This window comes from Chitinophaga terrae (ex Kim and Jung 2007) (assembly GCF_900107795.1).
In the GTDB taxonomy this organism is placed as follows: Bacteria; Bacteroidota; Bacteroidia; order Chitinophagales; family Chitinophagaceae; genus Chitinophaga; species Chitinophaga terrae.
This window is the reverse complement of sequence record NZ_FNRL01000005.1, coordinates 242,909-261,494: the sequence shown is the minus strand read 5'-3', so window position 1 is coordinate 261,494 and position 18,586 is coordinate 242,909. Positions and strand designations below refer to the sequence as shown.

General features: G+C 42.1%; 28 protein-coding genes. 26 read left to right on the top strand and 2 right to left on the bottom strand.

Features of this window, described 5'->3' with window-relative positions:
- Window positions 1-87: 87 nt before the first annotated feature.
- The 26 genes from rplV to carA all read left to right on the top strand — a co-directional run bounded on the left by rplV (window position 88) and on the right by carA (window position 15,680).
- The gene (gene rplV / locus BLV62_RS07705; protein WP_089760310.1) at window positions 88-435 is read left to right on the top strand and encodes a 50S ribosomal protein L22; all 348 of its coding nucleotides are present in this window, start codon (window positions 88-90) and stop codon (window positions 433-435) included.
- A 64-nt stretch (window positions 436-499) separates the two neighbouring features.
- Complete coding sequence (rpsC, locus tag BLV62_RS07700) at window positions 500-1,279, top strand: 30S ribosomal protein S3 (RefSeq protein WP_089760308.1); 780 nt, start codon at window positions 500-502, stop codon at window positions 1,277-1,279.
- A gap of 55 nt (window positions 1,280-1,334) precedes the next feature.
- Window positions 1,335-1,754, top strand: coding sequence for a 50S ribosomal protein L16 (gene rplP / locus BLV62_RS07695; protein ID WP_078666981.1), 420 nt, complete (start codon window positions 1,335-1,337; stop codon window positions 1,752-1,754).
- A gap of 61 nt (window positions 1,755-1,815) precedes the next feature.
- Complete coding sequence (gene rpmC, locus BLV62_RS07690; RefSeq protein WP_089760306.1) at window positions 1,816-2,016, top strand: 50S ribosomal protein L29; 201 nt, start codon at window positions 1,816-1,818, stop codon at window positions 2,014-2,016.
- Between the two features lie 83 nt (window positions 2,017-2,099).
- Window positions 2,100-2,360, top strand: coding sequence for a 30S ribosomal protein S17 (gene rpsQ, locus BLV62_RS07685; protein ID WP_089760304.1), 261 nt, complete (start codon window positions 2,100-2,102; stop codon window positions 2,358-2,360).
- A 72-nt stretch (window positions 2,361-2,432) separates the two neighbouring features.
- Window positions 2,433-2,801, top strand: coding sequence for a 50S ribosomal protein L14 (rplN, locus tag BLV62_RS07680; RefSeq protein WP_089760302.1), 369 nt, complete (start codon window positions 2,433-2,435; stop codon window positions 2,799-2,801).
- A gap of 167 nt (window positions 2,802-2,968) precedes the next feature.
- A complete protein-coding gene (gene rplX / locus BLV62_RS07675) occupies window positions 2,969-3,307 on the top strand; it encodes a 50S ribosomal protein L24 (RefSeq protein WP_089760300.1) in 339 nt (112 codons plus the stop codon).
- Window positions 3,307-3,882, top strand: coding sequence for a 50S ribosomal protein L5 (rplE, locus tag BLV62_RS07670; RefSeq protein ID WP_089760298.1), 576 nt, complete (start codon window positions 3,307-3,309; stop codon window positions 3,880-3,882). Before rplX ends, rplE begins: the two co-directional genes overlap by 1 nt.
- 20 nt (window positions 3,883-3,902) lie before the next feature.
- On the top strand, window positions 3,903-4,172 hold the full coding sequence (gene rpsN / locus BLV62_RS07665; RefSeq protein WP_089760296.1) for a 30S ribosomal protein S14: 270 nt from the start codon (window positions 3,903-3,905) through the stop codon (window positions 4,170-4,172).
- 126 nt (window positions 4,173-4,298) lie between these two features.
- The gene (gene rpsH / locus BLV62_RS07660; RefSeq protein ID WP_089760294.1) at window positions 4,299-4,697 is read left to right on the top strand and encodes a 30S ribosomal protein S8; all 399 of its coding nucleotides are present in this window, start codon (window positions 4,299-4,301) and stop codon (window positions 4,695-4,697) included.
- Between the two features lie 130 nt (window positions 4,698-4,827).
- The gene (gene rplF, locus BLV62_RS07655; RefSeq protein ID WP_089760291.1) at window positions 4,828-5,382 is read left to right on the top strand and encodes a 50S ribosomal protein L6; all 555 of its coding nucleotides are present in this window, start codon (window positions 4,828-4,830) and stop codon (window positions 5,380-5,382) included.
- 88 nt (window positions 5,383-5,470) lie between these two features.
- Window positions 5,471-5,824 (top strand): 50S ribosomal protein L18, encoded by a 354-nt coding sequence (gene rplR / locus BLV62_RS07650; protein WP_089760290.1) that lies wholly within the window; start codon window positions 5,471-5,473, stop codon window positions 5,822-5,824.
- Between the two features lie 52 nt (window positions 5,825-5,876).
- Window positions 5,877-6,395, top strand: coding sequence for a 30S ribosomal protein S5 (rpsE, locus tag BLV62_RS07645; RefSeq protein WP_089760288.1), 519 nt, complete (start codon window positions 5,877-5,879; stop codon window positions 6,393-6,395).
- Window positions 6,396-6,470: 75 nt separating this feature from the next.
- The gene (gene rpmD / locus BLV62_RS07640) at window positions 6,471-6,656 is read left to right on the top strand and encodes a 50S ribosomal protein L30 (protein WP_089760286.1); all 186 of its coding nucleotides are present in this window, start codon (window positions 6,471-6,473) and stop codon (window positions 6,654-6,656) included.
- Between the two features lie 123 nt (window positions 6,657-6,779).
- A complete protein-coding gene (gene rplO, locus BLV62_RS07635) occupies window positions 6,780-7,226 on the top strand; it encodes a 50S ribosomal protein L15 (RefSeq protein WP_089760284.1) in 447 nt (148 codons plus the stop codon).
- Window positions 7,227-7,304: 78 nt separating this feature from the next.
- The gene (secY, locus tag BLV62_RS07630) at window positions 7,305-8,648 is read left to right on the top strand and encodes a preprotein translocase subunit SecY (protein WP_089760283.1); all 1,344 of its coding nucleotides are present in this window, start codon (window positions 7,305-7,307) and stop codon (window positions 8,646-8,648) included.
- Window positions 8,649-8,762: 114 nt separating this feature from the next.
- Window positions 8,763-9,563 carry a type I methionyl aminopeptidase gene (map, locus tag BLV62_RS07625; RefSeq protein WP_089760281.1) on the top strand — a complete coding sequence of 267 codons (801 nt, stop codon included), beginning with the start codon at window positions 8,763-8,765 and terminating at the stop codon, window positions 9,561-9,563.
- Window positions 9,564-9,712: 149 nt separating this feature from the next.
- Window positions 9,713-9,931, top strand: coding sequence for a translation initiation factor IF-1 (gene infA, locus BLV62_RS07620; protein ID WP_012789309.1), 219 nt, complete (start codon window positions 9,713-9,715; stop codon window positions 9,929-9,931).
- A gap of 72 nt (window positions 9,932-10,003) precedes the next feature.
- Complete coding sequence (rpmJ, locus tag BLV62_RS07615; protein WP_073083232.1) at window positions 10,004-10,120, top strand: 50S ribosomal protein L36; 117 nt, start codon at window positions 10,004-10,006, stop codon at window positions 10,118-10,120.
- Window positions 10,121-10,179: 59 nt separating this feature from the next.
- A complete protein-coding gene (gene rpsM / locus BLV62_RS07610; protein WP_073083235.1) occupies window positions 10,180-10,560 on the top strand; it encodes a 30S ribosomal protein S13 in 381 nt (126 codons plus the stop codon).
- 105 nt (window positions 10,561-10,665) lie between these two features.
- Window positions 10,666-11,067 carry a 30S ribosomal protein S11 gene (gene rpsK, locus BLV62_RS07605; protein ID WP_089760279.1) on the top strand — a complete coding sequence of 134 codons (402 nt, stop codon included), beginning with the start codon at window positions 10,666-10,668 and terminating at the stop codon, window positions 11,065-11,067.
- A 152-nt stretch (window positions 11,068-11,219) separates the two neighbouring features.
- Window positions 11,220-11,825: a 30S ribosomal protein S4 gene (gene rpsD / locus BLV62_RS07600; protein WP_089760277.1), complete on the top strand. Its 606-nt coding sequence runs from the start codon at window positions 11,220-11,222 to the stop codon at window positions 11,823-11,825.
- 68 nt (window positions 11,826-11,893) lie between these two features.
- Complete coding sequence (locus tag BLV62_RS07595; protein ID WP_089760275.1) at window positions 11,894-12,889, top strand: DNA-directed RNA polymerase subunit alpha; 996 nt, start codon at window positions 11,894-11,896, stop codon at window positions 12,887-12,889.
- Window positions 12,890-12,979: 90 nt separating this feature from the next.
- Window positions 12,980-13,486: a 50S ribosomal protein L17 gene (rplQ, locus tag BLV62_RS07590; protein ID WP_089760273.1), complete on the top strand. Its 507-nt coding sequence runs from the start codon at window positions 12,980-12,982 to the stop codon at window positions 13,484-13,486.
- 115 nt (window positions 13,487-13,601) lie between these two features.
- Complete coding sequence (locus BLV62_RS07585; RefSeq protein WP_089760272.1) at window positions 13,602-14,429, top strand: hypothetical protein; 828 nt, start codon at window positions 13,602-13,604, stop codon at window positions 14,427-14,429.
- Between the two features lie 138 nt (window positions 14,430-14,567).
- Entirely contained in the window at window positions 14,568-15,680 is a 1,113-nt protein-coding gene (gene carA / locus BLV62_RS07580; RefSeq protein WP_089760270.1) for a glutamine-hydrolyzing carbamoyl-phosphate synthase small subunit, read from the top strand.
- A 995-nt stretch (window positions 15,681-16,675) separates the two neighbouring features.
- Here the strand turns inward: carA and BLV62_RS07575 are convergent.
- Both BLV62_RS07575 and BLV62_RS07570 read right to left on the bottom strand, forming a co-directional pair.
- Window positions 16,676-17,875: a pyridoxal phosphate-dependent aminotransferase gene (locus BLV62_RS07575; RefSeq protein WP_089760268.1), complete on the bottom strand. Its 1,200-nt coding sequence runs from the start codon at window positions 17,873-17,875 to the stop codon at window positions 16,676-16,678.
- 111 nt (window positions 17,876-17,986) lie between these two features.
- Window positions 17,987-18,391 (bottom strand): DUF1573 domain-containing protein, encoded by a 405-nt coding sequence (locus tag BLV62_RS07570; protein ID WP_089760378.1) that lies wholly within the window; start codon window positions 18,389-18,391, stop codon window positions 17,987-17,989.
- Window positions 18,392-18,586: the final 195 nt, after the last annotated feature.

The following is an 18,586-nucleotide window of genomic DNA, read 5'->3' as shown; positions in this document are numbered from 1 at the left end:
CTGAAAGCCGAAGGTTTGAAGTAAGGTTTCAAACCAGTACGCAACCTTCAGACAACAGACACTAAATAATAAAAGAAATTAATAACAATGGAAGCAGTAGCTAAGCTGAATAATAATCCTACATCTCCCCGCAAAATGCGTTTGCTGGCAGACTTAATTCGTGGTCTGGATGTAGAAAAGGCTTTGAATATTTTGAAATTCCATCCAAAGCACCCAAGCGTACCTTTAGAAAAACTGCTGGTATCTGCTATCGCTAACTGGAAAGTGAAGAACGAAGGTGCAAGGGTAGAAGATGCTAACCTGATCGTAAAAACTATTTTTGTTGACGGTGGCCGCACCCTGAAAAGAATGCGCCCTGCTCCTCAAGGTAGAGGTTACAGAATCCGCAAGAGAAGTAACCACGTAACGATTGTTGTTGACAGTAAAGCACAATAATCTGTGCCATACCGGAAACGAAAATGAAATAAAACTATTAAACTAATAGACAAATAACCAGAACATGGGTCAGAAAACAAATCCTATTGGTAACAGGTTAGGTATCATCAGAGGATGGGACTCTAATTGGTATGGCAGCAAGAAAGATTTTGCTACCAAACTGATCGAAGATAACAAGATCAGAACTTATCTGAATGCCCGTATCAATAAAGGTGGCATTTCTAGAGTTGTGATCGAAAGAACTTTAGGTAAGTTAATCATCACTGTTCATACTTCTAAGCCTGGTATCATTATCGGTAAAGGCGGTAACGAAGTTGATCGCATCAAAGAAGAGCTGAAGAAATTGACAGGTAAGGAAGATGTTCAGATCAACATCCTGGAGATCCGCCGCCCTGAAATGGATGCCAACATCGTTGCTGAAACAATCGCTAAACAAATTGAAAGCCGTATCAACTACAAACGCGCTATCAAAATGGCGATCGCTACTGCACTGAGAATGGGTGCTGAAGGTATCAAGGTTAAGATCAGCGGCCGTTTAGGTGGTGCTGAAATTGCCCGCTCCGAAGAAATGAAACAAGGTCGCGTTCCATTACATACTTTCCGTATGGACATCGACTACGCTTCTCTCTTTGCTTTAACCGTTTATGGTAAAATCGGTATCAAAGTATGGATCTGTAAAGGTGAAGTACTGGGTAAACGCGATTTAAACCCTAACGTATTAACAGGTAAAGAAAGCGAAAACCGCGGCGGTGGCGACAGAAGAGAACATCATGGCGAACGCAGAGAAGGTGGTCGCGGTGGTGACAGAAGAGGTGGAGATAACCGTGGTGGCGGCCGCAGATAATCTCTGGCGGTAAAGCAGATATTAACAATTACTATTAACATTAACAATATAGAAGATGTTACAGCCAAAAAGAGTGAAACACAGGAAGATGCACAAAGGTCGCATCAAGGGGAACGCTAAAAGAGGCGCTACTCTTTCCTTTGGTACTTTCGGCCTTAAAGCATTAGAACCTAAGTGGATCACAGACAGGCAGATTGAAGCTGCTCGTGTTGCTTTAACAAGGCACATGAAACGTGAGGGTAACGTTTGGATCCGTATTTTCCCTGATAAACCAATCACTGCTAAACCTTTGGAAGTGAGGATGGGTAAAGGTAAAGGTGCTCCAGACCATTGGGCAGCAGTAGTAAAACCGGGTAGAATTTTATTTGAAGCAGATGGCGTTCCTTTACAAGTTGCTAAAGAAGCAATGGAACTGGCCGCTCAAAAACTGCCTATCAAAGTAAAATTCGTAACGAGCCGTGACTACGTTGCGTAATTCCTAAGCACAATAACTCAAATTCCCGGTCCGCAAACGACCGTCTCAAATTCAAATACAAATGGCAAAAGAAAAGCTGGATCTGAAAGGACTGAGCGATCAAGATCTTAAAGAGAAAATCTCTGCTGAGAAACTCCGCTTGAAAAAAATGACCTTTGGTCATGCAATTACGCCAATCGAAAATCCAATGAGCATCCGCGCCGTTAGACGCGACATCGCTCGTATGAATACCGAACTGCGTAGAAGAGAGTTGGGCTTCTAGATCTTCAGTTCCTGATCGAACTGCTGAAAAGCATTAGTATAACAAATTATGTCCTCCCCCCGGAGGGTTAAATACTTTCAACAATGACGACCGAAAGAAAATTAAGAAAAACCAGGGTTGGTGTGGTTTCCAGCAACAAAATGGATAAAACCATCACTGTGAAGGTGGAGCGTAAAGTGAAGCACCCGATCTATGGTAAATTCGTGAAAAAAACTACCAAATTCATGGCACACGATGAAAATAACGAGTGCAGCATTGGTGATACCGTGAAAATCGCGGAAACTCGCCCTCTGAGCAAAAACAAATGCTGGAGATTGGTAGAAGTAATCGAAAAAGTAAAATAATTTATCATTTGTTTCAAGCTGCTGCCAGCTTCCCTGGTACCAGCCGCTGATTAAACAACAAATCTCATTTCGATGATACAACAAGAAACAAGACTGAGCGTAGCTGATAACAGCGGTGCAAAAGAAGTACTCTGCATCCGCGTATTAGGTAACTCAGGTCAGGACTACGCTAAAGTAGGCGATAAAATCGTAGTAACCGTGAAAGACGCAATCCCTGGTGGTGGTGTAAAGAAAGGTATGGTTACTAAAGCTGTAATCGTTAGAACCAAAAACAAATTACGTCGTAAAGATGGTTCTTATATCCGGTTCGACGATAACGCAGTTGTACTGCTGAATAACTCAGACGAACCCCGCGGTACCCGTATTTTCGGTCCGGTTGCCCGTGAATTGAGAGACAAGGGATATATGAAAATTATCTCCCTCGCTCCTGAGGTATTATAAATAGTACGATTTTGAGATTTTGTTTTTTTTGAAATTTTTGTCAAAAAGGCCAAAATCTCAAAATCCCAAAATATTTCTTATCTTTGCAGCCCGTTTGCAAGAACGAGAAAAAACATTAATCAAGCGAAACTATGGTTTCGCTTGGCGTTTATAAATAAATCAAAGTAATGAAAACTAGATTTAAGCCTAAATTCAACATTAAAAAAGGCGACCTGGTTGCGGTTATTGCCGGCGAAGACAAGGACAGGACCAAGCCACGTAAAGTGCTGGAAGTGCAGCCTGATAAAGCCCGCGTTATTGTCGAAGGCGTTAACATTGTTACCAAACACACTAAGCCTACTGCTCAAAATACCAAAGGTGGTATCGTTAAGCAGGAAGCTCCTATCGCTATCTCCAACGTGATGCTGTGGGATGCTAAAACTGGTAAACCAACCAGGGTTAACAGGCAGAGAGAAAACGGTAAATTAATTCGTATCGCAAAAAAATCAGGGGAGGTAATTAAGTAATGTCAAACGCAAAATATACTCCAAGACTGCAGAAAAAATATCAGGACGAGGTTAGATCCGCCCTGATGAAGAGATTCAATTACAAAACTGTAATGCAAGTTCCTCGTCTGCAAAAGATCTGCCTGAACCAAGGTATCAATGGCGCAGTAGGTGATAAGAAACTGGTGGATATCGCGGTAGACGAAATGACCCGTATCTCCGGTCAGAAAGCAATCGCTACCTTGTCTAAAAAAGATATCTCTAACTTCAAACTCAGGAAAAACATGCCTATTGGCGCCCGCGTTACCTTACGTGGTACTAATATGTACGATTTTCTGGATCGTTTGATCTCTGTATCACTGCCTCGCGTACGTGACTTCAAAGGTATCAATGATAAAGCGTTCGATGGCCGCGGTAACTATACCCTGGGTATCACTGAACAGATCATCTTCCCTGAAATCGACATCGATAAAGTAACCAGGATCTCCGGTATGGATATCACTTTCGTTACTACCGCTCAAACCAACGAAGAAGCTTACGAGCTCCTGAAAGAACTGGGCATGCCGTTCAGGAACATTAAAAAAGATAATCAGTAAATCGAAACGATAAATTAATTATGGCAAAAGAATCCGTAAAAGCCAGACAAAGGAAAAGAGAAGCAATGGTAGCTAAATTCGCTGAAAAGCGCGCTGCCCTGAAAGCTGCTGGTGACTATGCTGCACTGGACCAGCTTCCAAAAAATGCATCTCCTGTTCGTCTGAAAAACAGGTGCCAGCTGACCGGTCGTCCTAAAGGCTACATGCGTCACTTCGGTATCTGCAGGAACATGTTCCGTGACCTGGCACTCGCAGGTAAAATCCCTGGCGTAAGAAAAGCCAGCTGGTAAGCCTTTGGATCCTGGATAGTTATCTTAACTTGTCCGGCATCTTTAAGCTTTAAATCTAGTTATTTGATTCCCATCTAATTACGATTGGATATCGCATTGTAAACATCTATCAAAACTATTTAAGCAATGGTTACTGATCCAATAGCAGACTTCCTGACACGTATCCGGAACGCGCAAATGGCCACCCACAGGATCGTGGAAATTCCAGCCTCTAAGCTGAAAAAACGTATTACCGAAATTTTGTATGATAAAGGGTATATCCTGAAATACAAATTCGAAGAAGATAACAAACAAGGCGTGATCAAAATCGCGTTGAAATACGACCCTGTAACCAAAATTCCTGCTATCCAGGAATTACAGCGTGTAAGCCGTCCAGGTCTGCGTCAATACGCTAAACCAGGCGAATTCAAACGCGTTAAAAATGGTTTGGGCATCGCTATCATCTCCACTTCTAAAGGCGTAATGACCGATAAAGAAGCAAAAGCTCAAAATGTAGGTGGCGAAGTAGTTTGCTACATCTATTAATATATTGACTGACTAGCGGTTACCGACTACGTCAGTCTTTCCTGTTATCTGACAATTAAGCTTTCTATACGGCGCTGAACACAGATAACCCCGGTAAAAAACAAGTTATAAACAACTTTAAATTAAAGTTATGTCACGTATAGGTAAGAGTCCTATCAAATTGGCCAGCGGCGTTACTGTTACAGTTTCTCCAGCCAATGAAGTAACCGTAAAAGGTCCTAAAGGCGAATTAAAAAGATCTGTTGACAGAGATATCAAAGTGGAAGTGAAAGATGGCGTTGTTAACGTTGTTCGCCCTACTGACCAGATCCGCCACAAAGCATTACACGGTTTATACCGCGCTTTGATCGCTAACATGGTTACTGGTGTAACCGAAGGATTCAAAAAACAACTGGAACTGGTGGGTGTGGGTTATAAAGCTACTAACTCCGGCCAGTTACTGGATCTGTCTTTAGGTTATTCTCACAACATCGTTTTCGAAGTTCCTAAAGAACTGAAAGTATCTACCCTGACTGAAAAAGGTCAAAACCCTAAGATCATGTTGGAAGGTACTGATAATCAACTGCTGGGTCAGGTAGCTGCTAAAATCCGCAGCCTGCGTAAACCAGAGCCTTACAAAGGTAAAGGTGTTCGCTACAGCGACGAAGTTGTACGTAAAAAAGCTGGTAAATCAGCTGGTAAATAAAATTATTAATTGGCTAATCAGGCTTGCCGCCTGGTTAGCCGGTTTTACACTTCCCGGCAGCATCGGGAGAATAAAATAAAAACTCAAAATGAGCACAAAAGTTAACAGGAGACAGAAGATCCGTTATCGCATTCGTAAGAAAGTTAGCGGTACTGCAAAGAATCCAAGATTGTCTGTGTTTCGCAGCAACAGCGATATCTATGTGCAACTGATTGATGATACCAACGGTACAACCCTGGCATCAGCTTCTTCCCGCGATAAGGATATCAAAGCCCAGCAAGGTACTAAATCTGAGAAATCTGTTTTGGTTGGTAAAGCAGTGGCAGCGAAAGCACTGGCCCTGGGTATCACCCAATGCGTTTTCGACAGAAGTGGTTATTTATACCATGGCCGCGTGAAAAGCGTTGCTGATGGAGCAAGAGAAGGCGGTCTTCAGTTTTAATCACCGGAGTCCGAATTGTATAATTCTGAACAAGTAATTCTTATAAAATAAAATGGCAAAGAATTCATTCAATAAAGTAAAGGCTGGTGATCTGGAGCTGAAAGAGAAAGTGGTGGCGATCAACCGTGTTACTAAAACCACTAAAGGCGGTCGTACTTTCAGTTTCTCCGCTTTAGTAGTTGTTGGTAACGAAAACGGCGTGGTAGGTCACGGTCTTGGTAAAGCTAAAGAAGTACAGCAGGCTATCACCAAAGGTATAGACGATGCTAAAAAGAACCTGATCAAGGTTCCTGTTATGCACGGTACTATCCCTCACGATCAATTCGCAAAAGAAGGTGCTGCTAAAGTGTTGATTAAACCAGCTGCTCACGGTACTGGTGTAATCGCCGGAGGTTCTATGCGTGCCGTATTGGAAAGTGCAGGAGTAACCGACGTACTGGCTAAATCTTTAGGTTCTGCTAACCCGCACAACGTGGTAAAAGCTACCTTTAAAGCTTTAGGCTTACTGCGCGAACCGATCAGCGTATCAAAAACCAGAGGCGTTGCCCTGAAAAAAGTTTTCAACGGTTAATCCGATAACCAGCGAAAATTTTTTGAAAATATTTCATTAACAATTAAATTACTCCGCCTACGCGGATAGGGATTTATGGCAAAGATTAAGATCACTCAAGTGAAAAGTGGTATTGACCGTCCTGAAAGGCAAAAACTGACCTTGAAGGCACTGGGCCTGACTAAACTGCAATCTTCTGTTGAAGTGGAAGCAACTCCTCAGATCCTGGGTATGGTGCGCAAAGTGAATCACCTTGTAACGGTAGAAACAGTTAACGCTTAATTAAAGTAACACTGCTGTGGGATTGTCTGTTGATAATCTTACCTTTACATTTGTGACTTTACCATTTTTATTTTAGAATAAGCGAGCGGTTGATTTCCGCGCAAGTAAAAACAATTAAGAATCATGAACTTACATTCATTGCAGCCAGCACAAGGCGCTGTACATAAAGAAAAACGTCTCGGACGTGGTGAGGCTTCCGGTAAAGGTGGTACCTCTACAAAAGGTAACAAAGGTATTCAACAACGCGCTGGTTATGCTAGCAAAAGAGGTTTCGAAGGAGGCCAGATGCCAATTCAGCGTCGTATGCCTAAACGTGGCTTCAAAAACAATAACCGCGAAGAATATACAATCTTCAACCTGGGCCAACTGGATCAATTAGTTGAAAAATACGGCCTCCAGGAGTTTAATCTGGAAAATCTGTACATGAACGGTCTGATTAACAGCACCGCTAAAGTTAAGATCCTCGCTAACGGCGAACTCAAAACTAAAGTGACTGTTAAAGTAAACGCTATCAGCGAAAAAGCTAAACAGGCCATCGAAGCTGCAGGTGGATCAGTAGAACTGGTATAAGACTTTACGACTGAGGAGACGCCTACGGAGTAGTGCGTCTTTTCATATTTAATAGCGCTATTAAACCTTTATCTTCCTGTGAAGAAATTTATCGAAACGATTAAGAATATCTGGAGTATTGAGGACCTGCGTAATCGCATTCTGACCACCCTGCTCCTGGTCCTCATTTACCGTGTAGGATCCTATATCGCTTTGCCTGGCATCGACGCTAATGCACTGGCTAACTTTGAAAAGTCATCCAACCAGGGAATTCTCGGTCTGGTGAACATGTTCGCCGGCGGATCCTTTTCAAGAGCTTCCATCTTCGCGTTAGGTATCATGCCCTACATCTCTGCTTCTATCGCCATACAATTGCTGACAATTGCGGTGCCTAGTTTCCAGAAAATGCAGAAAGAAGGCGAAAGCGGGCGTAAAAAGATCAACCAATATACCCGTTATCTCACAGTAATAGTAACAGGTTTACAGGCTAGTGCTTACGTAGCTTATTTACGTAATAACTCCGGTAACGCTATTATTCCTGAATATGGTACCTTTTTCTTCTGGCTTTCCACTACCGTTATCCTTACAGCAGGTACCCTGTTTGTAATGTGGTTAGGTGAAAAGATCACTGATAAAGGAATTGGTAATGGTACTTCTATCATTATCATGATGGGTATCTTAGCCCGTTTACCTCAGGCGCTCGTGCAAGAGTTTTCCAGCAAGGTTGCAGGTGAAGGAGGTGGCCCGATCCTGTTCCTCGTAGAAATCGCGATCTTTATTTTAATTACTATAGGCCTGATCCTGCTTGTACAAGGTACCCGCAAGATCCCGGTAAATTATGCCAAACGTATTGTAGGTAATAAACAATATGGCGGCGTACGCCAGTTCATTCCACTGAAAGTGAATGCAGCCGGTGTAATGCCTATCATCTTCGCCCAGGCGATCATGTTTATCCCTGCCACTGTAGTTGGTTTCGCTACCAACTCAGAAAGCGCTTCCGGATTTATCCGCATTTTCAGCGACCATACCAACGGTTGGTACAACCTTATCTTTGGTTTGCTCGTGATCATCTTCACCTACTTCTACACTGCGTTGATCTTCAACCCAACCCAGATGGCAGATGAAATGAAACGTAACAACGGTTTCATTCCAGGTGTAAAACCAGGTAAAGCAACTGCCGATTATATCGGTGCAGTAATGGACCGCATCACTTTACCGGGAGCTTTCTTCCTGGCTTTAGTTGGCGTACTTCCCGGAGTAGCGGCAGCATTCAAAGTTAACAGCAACTTTGCTACCTTCTTTGGTGGTACTTCCCTGCTGATCATGGTGGGCGTAATTCTGGATACCTTGCAACAGATTGAAAGCCAGCTGCTCATGCGTCACTACGATGGCTTGATGAGCACCGGCCGAATCAAAGGCAGAACTGCCCCGGCTAATGTATAAGTCATTGAACGCGTAAGTGTTCAAGCACAATAAATAGCCACAGAAGCTTACCGCTTTAGTGGCTATATTATTTTTTGATAGGGTAAGCTTTACCCGAAGAAACAAAGGATTGTTATGATTCACTATAAGACGAAGGAAGAAATAGAGCTGATCCGTAAGAGTGCACAAGTCCTGAGTGGAGCCCTGGCCGAAGTTGCTGCTAAACTGAAACCCGGGATGACTACCCTGGAAGTGGACGCAATTGCAGATAAATACATCGTTGACAATGGTGGAACTCCGTCTTTTAAGAACTATAAAGGCTTTCCTGCCGCCTGTTGTATTTCGGTAAACGAGGCGGTAGTTCACGGAATCCCCAATGATTATGTACTGAAAGATGGCGATATCCTTACCGTAGATGTTGGAGTATATATGAATGGTTTCCATTCAGACAGCGCCTACACCTTCGCTATCGGAAATGTACAGGAGAACGTACTTCGCCTGATGGGAGCTACCAAACAGGCTTTGTATAAAGGAATTGAAAAAGCGGTAGTAGGGAACAGGATAGGGGATATCTCCTATGCTATCCAGGAATATACAGAGAAGGAGAGAGGATACGGCGTGGTACGGGAACTGGTAGGACATGGACTGGGCCGTCATTTACATGAAGACCCCCAGGTGCCTAACTATGGTAAAAGAGGTAGCGGCCCTGTAATGAAAGAAGGACTGGTGATTGCTATTGAGCCGATGATCAACCTCCGTTCCAAGGATGTTGAATATTCTGAAGACGGATGGACAGTGGTAACCCGCGATGGCAGCCCATCCGTTCACTTTGAGCATACGGTAGCGGTTGCTAAAGGAAAGGCAGATATATTGTCTTCTTTTACTGAAATTGAAAAAGCAGAGAAAAACAACCCTGCGTTAAACACAAATTATTAGTCTGGTTATATTGTAATTGTTTAATATTAGGCCAAAAAGCTGAAGAAAAAAGCAGATTTCAATAAAAAAACTAGCGATATTAATAATAATCGAGGTAAATTTTTCTATTTCAAAAGATAAATGCTATCTTTGCAGTCCTAAAAATTTTTATGGCAAAACAGGCACTCATTAAACAGGATGGAATTATTTTAGAAGCCTTATCGAACGCTATGTTCCGTGTAAAACTGGAAAACGGGCATGAGATCCTGGCCACCATTTCTGGTAAAATGAGAATGCACTACATACGCATTCTGCCAGGAGATAAGGTGGGCGTAGAGATGAGCCCATACGACCTGTCTAGAGGCCGTATTATTTTCAGGTACAAATAAGGATTGGAAAAGAAGTAGCGGGGCTGGGAAAATAATTAAAAAAATATCATAACCTTTTATAAAGTAATAATCATGAAGGTAAGAGCTGCAATCAAAAAAAGAAGTGCGGATTGTAAAATAGTTCGTAGAAAAGGTGTTCTGTTGGTGATCAACAAAAAGAACCCTCGCTTCAAACAACGTCAGGGATAATCATTACTTGACGGAATTTGATTTTTTAATCAGAATCATATAAAATCTAAAATAGAAATATGGCACGTATAGCCGGTATAGATCTTCCTAAAAATAAAAGAGGAGAAATTGGCCTCACCTATATTTTCGGTATAGGCCGTTCTACCGCCCAATATATCCTGAACAAGGCGGAAATTGATGTAAATAAAAAAGTGAAGGATTGGAATGACGATGAACAAGCTGCCATCCGTAACATTATCAACGGCGAGTTTAAGGTAGAGGGTCAACTGCGTTCTGAAGTACAAATGAATATCAAGCGCTTGCTGGATATCGCTTGCTACCGTGGTCTGCGTCATAGGAAAGGCTTACCGGTGAGAGGCCAGCGCACTCGTACTAACAGCCGTACTCGTAAGGGTAAACGTAAGACAGTAGCAGGTAAGAAAAAAGCAACTAAGAAATAATAAATAAAATCCCAGATTGAAATCCCAGTCCGAATCAGCGGGGTTTCAATGACAGTGAGTCAGGAATTTGGGATGTGGAATTTCATATTTGGAATTTAAATCATTATGGCAAAAGCAAATAATACAAAAGCTGCTCCTAGTAAGAAAAGAGTAGTAAAAGTAGATATCTACGGAGATGTACATATCTCTGCTAGCTTTAACAACATCATCGTAAGCATCACCAACAAACACGGTCAGGTTATTTCCTGGTCTTCTGCTGGTAAAATGGGCTTCAGAGGTTCTAAAAAGAATACTCCGTATGCAGCTCAGTTAGCTGCTCAGGATGCTGCTAAAGTAGCTATGGACTCTGGTTTGAAAAGGGCTGACGTTTTTGTAAAAGGCCCTGGAGCTGGTCGTGAAAGCGCTATCCGTGCTATCGCAAATTCCGGTATCGAAGTGAATATGATCAAGGATGTAACTCCTCTGCCTCACAACGGTTGCCGTCCTCCTAAGAAAAGAAGAGTATAGTAAAATATATACACGACATCCAAATACCAGGCTTCTCGCGATGCTTGGTATTTGGACGTTGTAGTTTATTCTCAACTGGGTGCATGATCAGGTTTTCAGATTTTTTGAAGAGCATGCATCATTAACTAAAAAATCTAAAGTATATTTAAAACATGGCAAGGTACACTGGACCAAAGACCAAAATTTCCAGAATTTTTGGTGAACCCATTCTCGGTAATGGTAAGTATTTAGGAAAAAACAGCAACCCTCCGGGTCAGCATGGCGCAAACCGTAAACGCAAACAATTAGGCGAATACGCACTGCAATTAAGAGAAAAACAAAAAGCGAAATACACTTACGGTCTGTTAGAACGTCAGTTCCGCAATTTGTTCGATGAGGCTACCCGTAGAAAAGGTGTTGCCGGTGAAGTATTGATCAAATTACTGGAAGCCCGTCTGGATAACACTGTTTTCCGCCTGGGTATCGCTCCTTCCCGTCCGGCTGCCCGCCAGTTGGTTTCTCACAAACACATCACTGTAAACGGTATCGTAGTTAATACACCATCTTACCAACTGAAACCAGGTGATGTTATCGGTCTGAAAAACAAGACTGCAAACAATTCTGCTTTAACCAGCGTTATTCGCGGAAAAAATCCTAAATTCAGCTGGTTGGATTGGAATGAAAAAGAAATGAAAGGTGTATTCATTGCTTATCCTGAGAGAGAGAGCGTTCCTGAAAACATCAAGGAACAACTGATCGTAGAATTGTACTCTAAGTAATAATATTAGTCCATGACCTGGAAAGGTCATGGACTAGCCTAATATTCACAAATAAATCTATCATATCAATGGCAATTTTAAATTTCCAGAAACCTGATAAGATCGTATTGCAGAAGTCTACTGACTTTGAAGCTCAATTCGAATTCCGTCCATTAGAACCAGGTTATGGTGTGACTGTCGGTAATGCGTTACGTCGCGTACTGTTGTCTTCTTTGGAGGGCTATGCCATTGTGGGTATTAAAATTGAAGGCGCAGATCACGAATTCGCTACACTGAAAGGTGTAACCGAAGACGTTACAGAGATCATCCTGAACCTGAAACAAGTACGTTTCAAGAGAATCTCTGAAAACGACGTGACCAACGAAAAAATCACGCTTTCAATTAAGGGTAAAACTGAATTCCGTGCCGACATGATCGAAAAAGCTACCAGCTCTTTCCAGATCATGAACCCGGATTTGCTGATCTGCACCCTTGACCCTTCTGCTAAAATGGATATCGAATTGACCATCGGTAAAGGCCGCGGTTATGTTCCTGCAGAAGAAAACAAACCCAAAGATGCAGTATTTGGCTACATCGCAATTGACTCTATCTTTACTCCTATCAAGAATGTAAAGTATAGCATAGAAAATACCCGTGTGGAACAGAAAACTGACTATGAGAAACTCGTTATGGAGGTTGTCACAGACGGTACTATCCATCCGGAAGAAGCAGTGAAACAAGCTTCCCGCATCCTGATCCAGCACCTGATGATCATTACTGATGAAAACATCAGCTTTGATACTAAAGACACTGAGAAAGAAGATGTAGTGGACGAACAAACACTGCAACTGCGCAAGATACTGAAAACACCACTGGAAGACCTGGATCTGAGCGTGCGTGCATTCAACTGTCTGAAAGCAGCAAAAATCAACTCCCTGAGCGAACTCGTTCAATACGAACAGGAAGAACTGATGAAATTCAGAAACTTCGGTCAAAAATCTCTCAGTGAAATTGAACAGGTTTTAGGCGAAAGAGGTCTGCACTTCGGTATGGATCTTTCTAAACTGAAACTGGAAGAAGAATAGTATATCATATGTGATGAGCCAATGTTCATCACATTCTTATTAAAGTACCTTACAATTCCTGACACGGTGTAAGGGATAAATCAAAATGTCATGCGTCACGGAGTTAAATTAAACAAATTAAGCAGAACTGCTTCCCACCGCAAAGCCCTGATGTCAAACCTGGCTTGCGAACTGATCAGCCACAAACGTATCACCACTACTCTTGCTAAAGCAAAAGCACTGCGCGTATACGTTGAACCAATCCTGACCAGAAGTAAAACCGATTCTACTCACAACCGCAGGATCGTTTTCAGCTACTTACAGGATAAAGAAGCTATCAAGGAACTGTTCGGCACTATCAGTGAGAAAATCGCTAACCGTCCAGGCGGTTACACCCGTATCATTAAACTGGGTAAACGTGTTGGTGATAATGCTGAAGTAGCATTGATCGAACTGGTTGACTTCAACGAAGTTTACGGTAAAACAACTGAAAAAGCTCCTGCTAAGAAAACTCGTCGTGCAGGTGGTTCTAAAAAGAAAGCAGAAGATGCAGCAACCGCTGCTCCTGAAGCTCCAGCCGCTCCGGCAGCTGATGCTACTGAATCAAAAGCTGAGTAGTTTTACAAAACAATACTCGAAAAAAGACAAGGCGTTCGCTTTGTCTTTTTTTATGCGTATATAAATTTGGAAATTTTGTAATATTACGGCTGGAATAGCTTATAACGATCTCCCTATGAAGTACCTGCGCTGCCAACACTGCGGGCATCCCAATCCGCTGACCTCCGAATACCTGACCTTCTGCGATACCTGCAGTAAAAAGTTAACGCCAACCTTCGGCGACTGGAAGATATTACACCCCACAGGTTCGTTCGCTGAATATACCAGCGAAGTAGGAGTAGTGATCAAAGCAGAAAAGCCATCGAGGCTGAAAACCGCTTTAAGGAACGCAATGCTGCCTGCCAATAAAAGTAAACTGGTCCTGTTCCTCTCGCTGCTCCTGGTATTGATAGCCGTTACGGGGAGCCTTTTCGGTAAGAAAGCTGTTATCTCTTTCCTTTACCAGAAAGTTCCTTCCACCTATCTGTATAGCCCCTGGGCTACCGCCACCATAGGCCGCCAGGCCCTGGAGATAAGTACCCCGGTTAAATTATGGATCCACGACCAGCCATTGGATGAGGAAACTGCCAAAACTGTTGAATATGCAAAAAGCTATAGCAACGAGGAAGAGAGTGGGATACGTATTACCGTGAATATGTATAGTTATCTGCCTAGTGTAACCAATACACTGGAGCAGGCTATCACCGCATCACACCTGGGCATGCAAATGAAGGGAGCGGCCACGGATATAAATTGCAAGCCGGTTCCTGTGCTGATTTCCGGGGTTCAGGGAGTGTTGGAAGAAGGGAATTATTTATACAAAGGAGCGCTGCGCCTGGCTTTCTGCAATCTCATTATGATAAAGGGCAATAATCGATGGCAGATCCTGCTTCAGTACCGGGATGACGACCCCATCGGGCGCCAGGTTGCGCAAAGAGTGTTAAAATCTGTAAAAATTAAGTAACATATTCCTATAACGACAAAAAAAATCTGCAATTAACTGTTGCATTTCATAACTTTGCACGGTTTTTTATCCGAACCTTCAGGGCCAACAATCCCTTGAAGGTTTTTTTTAAAATATAAAACAACACAGATACCACAAATGCCTCAGACAAGAACCATCCAACCTGCCATACTGCTGTTAGACGACGGTACGGTTTTTCAGGGAAAAGCTTTTGGGAAAATTGGCACAGCTGCCGGTGAGTTAGCTTTCAATACCGGTATGACGGGTTACCAGGAAGTGTTTACAGACCCTTCTTATAAAGGACAGGTACTTATAATGAACAACTGCTACATTGGTAACTATGGTACCAAGAAGGATGATGTAGAGAGTAGTAGTGTGAAGATCAGTGGTTTAATTGCTAAAAACATCTCCTACAATTATTCCAGGAAAATGGCAGATGAGTCATTGGAAAAGTTCCTGACAGATAACGGTCTGGTAGCTATTTATGATGTAGATACCCGTGCACTGGTTTCTCATATCAGGAGCAAAGGAGCAATGAACTGTATTATTTCTTCTGAGATCCTGGATGTAGAAAAACTGAAGGCTGAGCTGGCTAAAGTTCCTTCCATGGAAGGCCTTGCGCTTTGCAAGGAAGTTTCTACCAAAGAGGCGTACAATGTAGGTGATCCGGCTGCAGATATCCGTATCGCGGTAATGGACAATGGTGTAAAAAGGAACATGCTGAAATGCCTTTCCGAAAAAGGCGCTTACCTGCAGGTTTTCCCTACCGACACTCCTTTCGAAGTGCTTGAAGAGTTCAAACCGGATGCATACTTCGTGTCAAACGGCCCTGGCGATCCTGCGCCGTTGAAATATGCAGTAGATACAGTGAAAAAGATCCTGGATGCAGAGAAACCAATGTTTGGTATCTGCCTTGGTCACCAGTTACTGGCATTGGCTAACGATATTCCTACTTACAAAATGCACCATGGTCACCGCGGTCTGAATCACCCGGTAAAGAACCTGCAAACTGGCCTTTGTGAAATCACTACCCAGAACCACGGGTTCGCAGTTGACGCCAATGCGGTTGCTGCCAATGAAAATATTGAAGTGACACACGTGAACCTGAACGATGGCACAGTAGAAGGTATCAGGATGAAGAATAAACCGGCATTCAGTGTGCAATATCACCCCGAATCAACTCCGGGACCATTCGATAGCCGCTACCTGTTCGACGACTTCTTCTCTCTGATCCGTAAGCATAAAAAGTAGCGGTTGCACGCAGAGCGGCATAAGAAAGCAAAGAAACATAAGAAATATAAAGAGGAGCGAAGAATGTAATGTACATATACATTCTTCGCTCCTCCTTTTTATATAAAAAAATCTTGCCCTCTTACTTTTTTACTTCTTCTTTCTTTAAAAGTCTTGTCCCTTACTTCTTCTTTCTTAACAATCTTGTCCCCTTACTTCTTCTTTCTTAAAGATCTTATCCCCTCACTTTCTTCTTTCTTAAAAAATCTTGCCCTCTTACTTCTTCTTTCTTAAAAAATCTTATCCCCTTACTTTTTCTTTCTTAAAAAAATCTTACGCCTCTTTGCCTCCCTTACCCCCTTTGCGTGAAACAAAACCGGTCCCGAAGAATCGGGACCGTTGCATTTTAAAATTCCACGTTATGAAAACAAACGAAATAACTATCAGGTTATTCGCCCGTTTTATTACATAACAATATTATACAAAAAAGGTAAACGGAAAGGCCAATATTTTTTCAATTTTTTTTAAAAAGGATGAAAATGTATCATTTTTTGGCGAAAATTGGCCTGCTTGGGTGGGTTTAGGGCAAAAAAATACGGCTCTGCGATCAGAGCCGTTTGCCTTTATAAATTCCACGTTATGAAAAACTGATACAAAAATACGATATTTTGCTAAAACGTTTTAGTTATTCTTTGATTTTACAGAAGATTGATAATTCTCTTCTGTATTTAATAAGTCAAAGGTCGGACCAAAACTACTTTATAAGAAAAAAAGCAGGTTAAATTTTTCTTAAACAAGTTTAGATTTTGCAGTCATCGTATATGTAAATATTTTTATAATTTGATAATTTTTGACTTTGTTGTTGTTTCTACATCAAATATACGAAGAAAAATATCAATTTTCCAACAGTGGTGCCTAAAAAATTCATGTTTTTTGGATAAAAAATAAATATAGAATTTATTTTAATGTATCTGACTGCTGTATTATATCACTTTGATATCATCTTCGCACAAAAATTATTTGGAAGTCTTGCCAGGATAAACCTTTAAAGCTTCTGCCAAACAGACGATAGCATGACGGATATCTGCCTGATTCAGCACATATGCCAGCCTGACCTCATCTTTTCCTAAGCCTGGCGTCGCATAAAAGCCCGTTCCAGGTGCCATCATGACAGTTTGACCCTCAAATTCAAAGGATTCAAGTATCCATTGGCAGAATTTATCGGAATCGTCGATCGGTAATTTGGCCATCGCATAGAATGCACCGCCGGGGTTCGGACAAAAAACACCAGGAATTTCATTCAGCATAGCTACCAGGATATCTCTACGGCTCTGGTACTCTGCTTTGATCCCGTCGAAGTAATCTAATGGCAGGTCTACAGCCGCTTCTGCCGCGATCTGTGCAAAACTTGGCGGGCTTAACCTGGCCTGCGCCAGTTTCATAGCAGCGGTTAACGCCTCCTGGTTCTTGGTAACAAAGGCGCCAATCCTGGCTCCGCATGCGCTGTAACGTTTAGAGATGGTATCCATTATGATAACATTGTTCTCCAGTCCGTCCAGGTTCATAGCGCTGAAATGCTTCCCTGTATAACAGAATTCCCGGTACGCTTCATCAGAAAAAAGGAACAGGTCATGCTTCAGGCACAACTGTTTCAATACTTCCAGCTCCTCTTTGCTATAAAGGTAACCGGTAGGATTATTAGGGTTACAGATCAGGATAGCTTTGGTTTTTGAAGTGATTGCTTTTTCAAAATCAGCCATTGCGGGTAAAGCGAAACCGCTTTCGATGCTGGAGGTGATGGTTTTTACTTTTACTTCCGCCTCCGTAGCAAACCCATTGTAGTTCGCATAGAAAGGCTCCGGAACTATGATCTCGTCTCCCGGATCCAGGCAGGCCATAAAAGCAAAGATGATGGCTTCAGACCCACCGGTAGTAACAATAATTTGTTCATGAGTCAGTGAAATGTCGAATCGGGCGTAGTATTCAACTAATTTCCGGCGATAACTCTCGTTGCCTGCACTGTGGCTGTACTCCAGGATCTTAAAATTGGATTGACGAACCGCATCAAGCATTGGTTTTGGTGTTTCAATATCGGGTTGGCCGATATTCAGGTGATAGACCTTAGTCCCTCTTTTTTTTGCAGCTTCAGCAAACGGAACCAGCTTCCTGATTGGACTAGGAGGTACTTGTTCACCTCTTTTACTAATGGTAGGCATAAAATTGTTTTGATTCTTTACGGGTGCAAAGATAGGATTACTATAAAAAACAAAAAGACCTTACAGCACTGGGCTGCAAGGTCTTTAGTTATATTTCAGTGTAGTCTGGGCTTACTTGTTGTTAGCTCCGCCTACGGTACCTGTCAGGTGTAATTCTTTATCCTGATCCACGCCTCTGAATTTAACCCAGATGGTTTTGTTCTGTTGACCTAAACCGTTAGCGCTGTAACTGGCGGTTACTTTACCTTTTTTACCGGGTGCGATTGGTTCCTGTGTCCATTTTGGAGTGGTGCAACCGCAACTGGCGCGCGCTGTTTCAATCACAACAGGCTCTTTGGATATATTAGTGAATTCGAAATCAACAGTAACAGGCTTGTTAAGATCAGTTTTTCCGAAATCAATAGTTTCTTTAACAAACTTTACTTTAGCGTCTGCCGGGTTGGAAGTAGTAGATTGAGCCCAAAGAGCAGTAGTAAACAGCAGACTTGCAAACAGGGATAAGATAAATTTTTTCATTTTCATATGATGGTTTTAATGCGACGGTTAAAAATTATTGATATCTTTCTTGCTAAGAACAAATTTACAGCCAAAAAGTATTACTTAGATTACAATTTATTAAATTCTTATTAAAAAAAATCAGATTATTTTAAATGAAAGATTTCCAGCATTTTTCAACTGTATAATTAACCTTACTTTTGTACTTTAACCATG

What these genes read in the sequence shown, in the direction of transcription:
- rplV (WP_089760310.1), top strand. Translation starts at nt 88, where the DNA reads ATGGAAGCAGTAGCTAAGCTGAATAATAATCCTACATCTCCCCGCAAA.
- rpsC (WP_089760308.1), top strand. Translation starts at nt 500, where the DNA reads ATGGGTCAGAAAACAAATCCTATTGGTAACAGGTTAGGTATCATCAGA.
- rplP (WP_078666981.1), top strand. Translation starts at nt 1,335, where the DNA reads ATGTTACAGCCAAAAAGAGTGAAACACAGGAAGATGCACAAAGGTCGC.
- rpmC (WP_089760306.1), top strand. Translation starts at nt 1,816, where the DNA reads ATGGCAAAAGAAAAGCTGGATCTGAAAGGACTGAGCGATCAAGATCTT.
- rpsQ (WP_089760304.1), top strand. Translation starts at nt 2,100, where the DNA reads ATGACGACCGAAAGAAAATTAAGAAAAACCAGGGTTGGTGTGGTTTCC.
- rplN (WP_089760302.1), top strand. Translation starts at nt 2,433, where the DNA reads ATGATACAACAAGAAACAAGACTGAGCGTAGCTGATAACAGCGGTGCA.
- rplX (WP_089760300.1), top strand. Translation starts at nt 2,969, where the DNA reads ATGAAAACTAGATTTAAGCCTAAATTCAACATTAAAAAAGGCGACCTG.
- rplE (WP_089760298.1), top strand. Translation starts at nt 3,307, where the DNA reads ATGTCAAACGCAAAATATACTCCAAGACTGCAGAAAAAATATCAGGAC.
- rpsN (WP_089760296.1), top strand. Translation starts at nt 3,903, where the DNA reads ATGGCAAAAGAATCCGTAAAAGCCAGACAAAGGAAAAGAGAAGCAATG.
- rpsH (WP_089760294.1), top strand. Translation starts at nt 4,299, where the DNA reads ATGGTTACTGATCCAATAGCAGACTTCCTGACACGTATCCGGAACGCG.
- rplF (WP_089760291.1), top strand. Translation starts at nt 4,828, where the DNA reads ATGTCACGTATAGGTAAGAGTCCTATCAAATTGGCCAGCGGCGTTACT.
- rplR (WP_089760290.1), top strand. Translation starts at nt 5,471, where the DNA reads ATGAGCACAAAAGTTAACAGGAGACAGAAGATCCGTTATCGCATTCGT.
- rpsE (WP_089760288.1), top strand. Translation starts at nt 5,877, where the DNA reads ATGGCAAAGAATTCATTCAATAAAGTAAAGGCTGGTGATCTGGAGCTG.
- rpmD (WP_089760286.1), top strand. Translation starts at nt 6,471, where the DNA reads ATGGCAAAGATTAAGATCACTCAAGTGAAAAGTGGTATTGACCGTCCT.
- rplO (WP_089760284.1), top strand. Translation starts at nt 6,780, where the DNA reads ATGAACTTACATTCATTGCAGCCAGCACAAGGCGCTGTACATAAAGAA.
- map (WP_089760281.1), top strand. Translation starts at nt 8,763, where the DNA reads ATGATTCACTATAAGACGAAGGAAGAAATAGAGCTGATCCGTAAGAGT.
- infA (WP_012789309.1), top strand. Translation starts at nt 9,713, where the DNA reads ATGGCAAAACAGGCACTCATTAAACAGGATGGAATTATTTTAGAAGCC.
- rpmJ (WP_073083232.1), top strand. Translation starts at nt 10,004, where the DNA reads ATGAAGGTAAGAGCTGCAATCAAAAAAAGAAGTGCGGATTGTAAAATA.
- rpsM (WP_073083235.1), top strand. Translation starts at nt 10,180, where the DNA reads ATGGCACGTATAGCCGGTATAGATCTTCCTAAAAATAAAAGAGGAGAA.
- rpsK (WP_089760279.1), top strand. Translation starts at nt 10,666, where the DNA reads ATGGCAAAAGCAAATAATACAAAAGCTGCTCCTAGTAAGAAAAGAGTA.
- rpsD (WP_089760277.1), top strand. Translation starts at nt 11,220, where the DNA reads ATGGCAAGGTACACTGGACCAAAGACCAAAATTTCCAGAATTTTTGGT.
- BLV62_RS07595 (WP_089760275.1), top strand. Translation starts at nt 11,894, where the DNA reads ATGGCAATTTTAAATTTCCAGAAACCTGATAAGATCGTATTGCAGAAG.
- rplQ (WP_089760273.1), top strand. Translation starts at nt 12,980, where the DNA reads ATGCGTCACGGAGTTAAATTAAACAAATTAAGCAGAACTGCTTCCCAC.
- BLV62_RS07585 (WP_089760272.1), top strand. Translation starts at nt 13,602, where the DNA reads ATGAAGTACCTGCGCTGCCAACACTGCGGGCATCCCAATCCGCTGACC.
- carA (WP_089760270.1), top strand. Translation starts at nt 14,568, where the DNA reads ATGCCTCAGACAAGAACCATCCAACCTGCCATACTGCTGTTAGACGAC.
- BLV62_RS07575 (WP_089760268.1), bottom strand. Translation starts at nt 17,875, where the DNA reads ATGCCTACCATTAGTAAAAGAGGTGAACAAGTACCTCCTAGTCCAATC.
- BLV62_RS07570 (WP_089760378.1), bottom strand. Translation starts at nt 18,391, where the DNA reads ATGAAAAAATTTATCTTATCCCTGTTTGCAAGTCTGCTGTTTACTACT.